The organism is Sedimentitalea sp. (assembly GCF_039973035.1).
Lineage (GTDB): Bacteria > Pseudomonadota > Alphaproteobacteria > Rhodobacterales > Rhodobacteraceae > Sedimentitalea.
In genome coordinates, this window is the sequence record NZ_JBDWLR010000076.1 from 22,670 (window position 1) to 28,849 (window position 6,180).

At 64.4% G+C, this 6,180-nt stretch carries 3 protein-coding genes; all 3 read left to right on the plus strand.

The window, feature by feature from the left end:
- Positions 1-12: 12 nt before the first annotated feature.
- From ABJO75_RS18000 to ABJO75_RS18010, 3 genes are read left to right on the plus strand one after another with little or no spacing between them, the layout of a single operon-like run.
- Entirely contained in the window at positions 13-456 is a 444-nt protein-coding gene (locus ABJO75_RS18000; protein ID WP_348133347.1) for an NlpC/P60 family protein, read from the plus strand.
- Positions 457-465: 9 nt separating this feature from the next.
- On the plus strand, positions 466-4,434 hold the full coding sequence (locus ABJO75_RS18005; protein ID WP_348133350.1) for a glycoside hydrolase TIM-barrel-like domain-containing protein: 3,969 nt from the start codon (positions 466-468) through the stop codon (positions 4,432-4,434).
- 10 nt (positions 4,435-4,444) lie between these two features.
- Positions 4,445-5,521 (plus strand): DUF2793 domain-containing protein, encoded by a 1,077-nt coding sequence (locus ABJO75_RS18010; protein WP_348133352.1) that lies wholly within the window; start codon positions 4,445-4,447, stop codon positions 5,519-5,521.
- Positions 5,522-6,180 lie beyond the last annotated feature (659 nt).

Here is a 6,180-nt window from a genome sequence, read left to right on the forward strand (position 1 = left end):
TAGCGACTGACTATGAATTCGATATGCTTAGCGGATCCGGCGCCTGTGATCGGCATTGCGCGCTCTTGGCTCGGCACGCCATACCACGACCAGGCCAGCCTGCGAGGTGTCGGTTGCGACTGCCTCGGGCTGGCCCGAGGCGTCTGGCGCGAGGTCGTCGGGCCAGAGCCATTCCCGATCCCGCCCTACAGCCGGGATTGGGGCGAGACCGGGCCGCGCGAGGTTCTGGCCGAAGGCGCGCGGTGCATGATGATCGAGGTGCCGCCCGCCGATGCCGGTCCCGGCGCGCTGGTCCTGTTCCGGATGACGCCGAGCGCCATTGCCAAGCATGTCGGGATCCTCACCGGCCCTGACAGCTTCCTCCACGCCTACGAGCGGCTCGGCGTGATCGAGGAACCGCTCACTCCATCCTGGCGTCGGCGCATCGCCTTCGCTTTCCTGTTCCCGCAACGCTGAGATCATCCCATGGCTACCCTCGTTCTCGGTGCCGCTGGCGCTGCCATTGGCGGCAGCATTGGCGGCGCGATCCTCGGCGTCAGCGCCGCGACCATCGGCGGCTTCGTTGGCTCCACCATTGGCTCGGTTGTCGACAGCTGGATCATTTCGTCGCTCGCGCCGACACAGCGGATCGAAGGCGCGCGGATGGACAATCTGCGCATCACCTCGGCCACCGAAGGGGCGGTGATCCCGCGCCTCTATGGCCGCATGCGGATTGGCGGCAACATCATCTGGGCGACGGATTTTCGCGAAGAGACAAAAACTACCACGCAGGGTGGCGGCAAGGGCGGCGGGGGTGGCGGAAAGGTCAAGACCACCGAATACTTCTACTATGCCAACTTCGCGGTCGCACTGTGCGAGGGACCGATCACGGGCATTGGCCGCATCTGGGCCGACGGCAAGCTGCTGGACACCGCCGGGATCACCTGGCGCTGGTATCCGGGCGATGAGAGCCAGGAGGCAGATCCGTTCATTTCCGCGAAGATGGGCGCGGCCAACACGCCAGCCTATCGCGGCACCGCTTATGTCGTTTTCGAGGACCTGCCGCTCGGCAACTATGGCAACCGCATCCCGCAGCTGAGTTTCGAGGTGTTCCGCCCGCTCGCCGATCCGGACACCGCGGAGGGTCTGACGCAGGCGGTGACAATGATCCCGGCCTCGGGCGAATTCGCCTATGCCACGCAGGGCATCCGGAAAGGCAGCAGCGGGTTGTCCGAGCCCGAGAACCTCAACGCGCTGACCGACACCGCCGACATGGTGGTGGCGCTGGACCGGCTGCAGGCCATGGCCCCGAAAGTCGAGAGCGTCAGCATGGTCGTTGCCTGGTTCGGCGATGATCTGCGGGCGGGCAATTGCAAGGTGCAGCCCGGGGTCGAGGTCACCGCCAAAACCACCACGCCGTCGGCCTGGTCCGTGAATGGCGTCAGCCGGGCCAACGCCTTTCTGGTCAGCCGCGACGATCAGGATCGCCCGGTCTATGGTGGCACGCCCGCCGATTTCGCGGTGGTGCAGGCGATCCAGGAGATGAAGGCGCGTGGGCTGCGGGTTACCTTTGACCCGTTTATCCTGATGGACGTGCCGCCTGGCAACAGCCTGCCGAACCCGTATTCCGACAACGCCGCCGAGACCGTCCAGCCTGCGTTCCCCTGGCGGGGGCGGATCACCTGTTCTCCGGCGGCGGGTTTTGCCGGGACCGTGGACAAGACTGCAACGGCTGCTGCGCAGGTTGCAGCGCTGTTCGGCGCGGCGACGCCCGCGAGCTTCAGCGTCTCGGGTCAATCAGTGTCCTGGACCGGCGCAGCTAGCGACTGGGGTCTGCGGCGCATGGTGCTGCACTACGCCCATCTCTGCGCTGTAGCGGGCGGCGTGGATGCCTTCCTCATCGGGACAGAGATGCCGGGGCTGACGACGATCCGGTCGGGCGCGTCCACCTATCCGGCTGTGCAAGCGTATCGGGATCTGCTCGCTGATGTGCGCTCAATCCTCGGGTCCGGAACCGAGATCGGCTATGCCGCCGACTGGTCGGAATACTTCGGCCACCAGCCGGGCGATGGCAGCGGCGATGTCTTCTTCCACCTCGATCCGCTCTGGGCCGATCCGGAGATCGATTTCATTGGGATCGACAACTACATGCCGCTCTCCGACTGGCGCGACGGGTTCGCGCATGTCGACGCGGCCGAGGGCTGGCCCGCGATCTACGACCGGGCCTATCTGCAGGGCAACATCACGGGCGGCGAGGGATTCGACTCGTTCTATGCCAGCGCCGCTGATCGCTCCGCGCAGGTGCGGACCCCGATCACGGATGGCGCTGTCGGCAAGCCCTGGGTGTTCCGCTACAAGGATCTGCGCGCGTGGTGGTCGAACGAGCATTACAACCGCCCGGGCGGGGTGGAGAGCGGGACACCCACGGCATGGGTGCCGCAATCCAAGCCGATCTGGTTCACCGAACTTGGCTGCCCGGCCATCGACCGGGGCACCAACCAGCCGAATGTCTTCTTCGATCCGAAGTCGTCGGAGAGTTTCACGCCGCATTTCTCGCGGGGCTGGCGGGACGACGCCATACAGCGCGCCTATCTCGAGGCGACCTACCTCTGGTGGGGCGAGGCGGCGAACAACCCGGTGTCCTCGGTCTATGGCGGCCGGATGGTGCATGTGCCGGAATGCGCCGCCTGGACCTGGGACGCGCGGCCGTACCCGTTCTTCCCGGCGCTGACCGACGTCTGGACGGACGGCGCGAACTGGCGGCTGGGGCACTGGCTGACCGGACGACTTGGCGCGGTGTCGCTGACAGCACTTGTCCGTCATCTCTGCCTGCGGGCTGGAATGCCCGAGGCGAGGGTTGACGTCACCGGCCTCTGGGGCGCGCTCGAGGGCTACGCCATCACGGCGCTCGAAAGCCCGCGCGCCTCGATTACCACGTTGTCGCGCCATTTCGGTTTCGACGCAGTCGAGACCGAGGGGGTGATCCGGTTTGTCATGCGCGGGCGCGCAGCGCTGGCCAGTGTGACACACGACGATCTGGTGGCCGCTCGTGACGGCGACGTTCTGGAACTGACCCGCGCGCAGGAAACCGAACTGCCGCAGGCGCTCAAATGGCAGGTGGCGCGGGCGGACGAGGATTACGACGCCGCCCTGGTTGAGGCCCGGCGCATCACCGTGGATACGACGCGGATTGCCTCGGAGAGCTTTCCGATGGCGGTCCCGCCTGAGGAAGCTGAACGGCGCTGCCGCCGCGCGCTGATGGAAGCCTGGACCGGGCGGGAGACGGCTGCATTCCTCCTGCCGCCCTCGCGGCTGGCATTGGATCCGGCGGACGTCGTGACGCTGGAACATGACGGGCGGCACATCCCGCTGCGGCTCGTCTCCATCGCGGATGCCGAGGCACGCGGGATCGAAGCGGTCCGCCAGGACCGGGAAGCCCACGACCTGCCACCCGGATCGCCACGACCGTCATCCCTGTCAAAAGCCGTAGTGTTTGGCGTACCCGAGGTGGTGCTGATGGACCTGCCACAGCTGACCGAGGATCAGCCCCAGCACCGGCCGTTCATCGCTGCCCATGCCACTCCCTGGCCGGGCGAGATGGCAGTGTTCCGCAGCCCATCGACAGACGGGTTTGAGTTGCTGACGACATTTGGCGGCCGTGCCCGGGTCGGGACGTTGGTCTCGGACTTCTACGCGGGCCCGACCTCGCGCTTCGATCTTGGCAATGCGCTGGTGATCGATCTGCTCTTTGGCTCGTTGGAAAGCGTCACCGACCTGACGCTGTTCGGCGGGGCCAATGCACTAGCCGTGGAAAGCACGACCGGTACTTGGGAAATCGTGCAGGCAGGCACAGCAGACCTAATCGCGCCGGGCCGCTATCGCCTGACGCGCCTTTTGCGCGGCCAGCGCGGCACGGAAGCGGCTATGGCCAACCCGGCTCCTGCAGGCGCGCGGGTGGTGGTGTTGGACGAGGCTCTGGCCTCCTTGCCAATCGCCGAGGCGGATCTCGGGCTGCCGTGGAACTGGCGCATCGGTCCCGCAAGTCGGTCTGTCAGCGATGAGACCTATGTCGCAGCCAGTTTCACCCTCGAGGGCGCTGGGCTGCGGCCCTTTTCCATCGCTCATGTGGAGCAGCCATGGCGCAGACCGCGCACGCCGGGCGATCTGACGATCCGCTGGACACGGCGGTCGCGTGCACTCGCGGCAGACAGCTGGGGTGCGGTGGAGGTGCCGCTGATCGAAGAGGTCGAAGCCTGTGAGGTCGAGATCCTCGATGGTGCAACGGTCAAGCGGGTGCTGAGCGCGACCACGACCAGCGCGATCTACACGGCCGCCCAGCAAACCACCGATTGGGGCGGGCTGCTCGCGCCCGGCGACACACTGACAATCCGCATCTTCCAGCTCTCCGCTCTGATCGGGCGGGGAGCGGCCAAGACCGTCACTCTTACATTCTGAAGGCCATCTTATGTCCGACGCCACCACGAACCTGCTGCTGCCTTACATTCTGGCGGCGCAGGCCCAGAAGCATGTCACCCACAACGAGGCCCTGCGACTGCTCGACGGGCTCGTGCAGCTTTCTGTCCTCGATCGCGATCTGACAGCGCCACCGGGAAGTCCCGCCGATGGCGACCGTTACATCGTAGCCAGCGGCGGCACGGGCGATTGGGCGGGCTGGGACCTGAACGTGGCACTGTTCACCGACGGCGCATGGCTGCGCCTGCCGCCCCGGACCGGCTGGCGTGCATGGGTCGAGGACGAAGGTCTGCTGCTGGTCTACGATGGCGCGGACTGGATCGGCACCACGCCCAGCGAATTGGAGAACCTCGAGCTGCTGGGGCTGGGCACGACCGCAGATGCCGCAAACCCGTTTTCGGCCAAGCTCAACGCTGCGCTCTGGACGGCGAAGACCGTCGCCGAAGGCGGGACCGGCGATCTGTTCTACACCATGAACAAGGAGGCGGCGGGCGACGATCTCGGGCTGACGCTCCAGACCAATTTCGTGACGAAGGCGCTGGTGGGCCTGTTCGGCTCTGACAGTTTCCGCCTCGCGGTCTCGGCTGACGGCAGCACCTTCTTTGACGGACTGACCGTCGACAACGGCACAGGGATCGTCGAGCAGCCACAACTGCCGCGCTTCAAGGCCTGGACGAACTATGACAACTATGTCGGTGTCGGCACCTGGACGAAAATCGGCCTGAACAACACCGACTACAATGATCAGGGCGCGTTTGATGCCGGGACCAACCTCTTCACCGCGCCCGTGGACGGCACATACCTGTTCGGCGCGACGTTGCTCTACAAGATCAATGCCAGCGCCACAGCCCGCATGCGCGGGCGGCTGGTGCTGAACGGTGCGACCGAAATCCGGGGGTCGTTTGGGGAGATCTCCGCCACCCATGTCTCGCTGGCTACCGCCATTTGGCTCCAGACCATGTTGCCGCTGACGGCGGGCGATACCGTTGAACTTCAGGGGTATTTCCGGGTCGCGGACGGCTACTTCGCAGCCGATCATACGTCCTTCTGGGGCTGCAAGGTCGGCTGAAGCACGCGAGGGCTGTGTACGCTCTTTCAATCGGTAAAAGATGTCTGACAGAGGCGCAGCTTGGCAGCCGCAGGATCCTGCGATAGCTGCCGTTGCAAAGGTGCGAGTCTACGGGCGTCGTCAACGACGCGATCGGCTCTTAGCAGACATACCTTTCAATCAAAGACGCCCCAGTGCAGCTTCTGTAGAGCCGCCGTTCAAAAGCCATACGGTGGTCTATCGCCCAAACAGCCGCAACTTAGGGCATACGATTTGCTGAAAAATATTAACTATTCACTGTGATTGTCATCAAGACCTTGTGATGCCTTCCGAACCCAAACGCGAAATCTGGGAGAAGAAGGTTGAAGCGAAACATTACCACACCCTATAAAAGCGACAGGCGTCGGTAAAACAAACCTTCTGGTAGTCAGGCCGCTTACTGGAAAAAATTCAGCAAGGTAGGTGTTGATGGCAAACTCAGCAGTGTTCTTTACAGTTAGGGATCCTCGTCGTTTGGAGGAAGCCGAACTGAGGCCATACCTTAGGGTCTGGACCCATTGATTTCAGGCGAGCATCATGATTCACCGCCGGAAAACTGAGCGGTGATATGTCTGATCTTTTCTGGTTGAGCGACGCGCAGATGGCGCGTTTGAAGCCCTATTTTCCGAAGTCGCACGGCA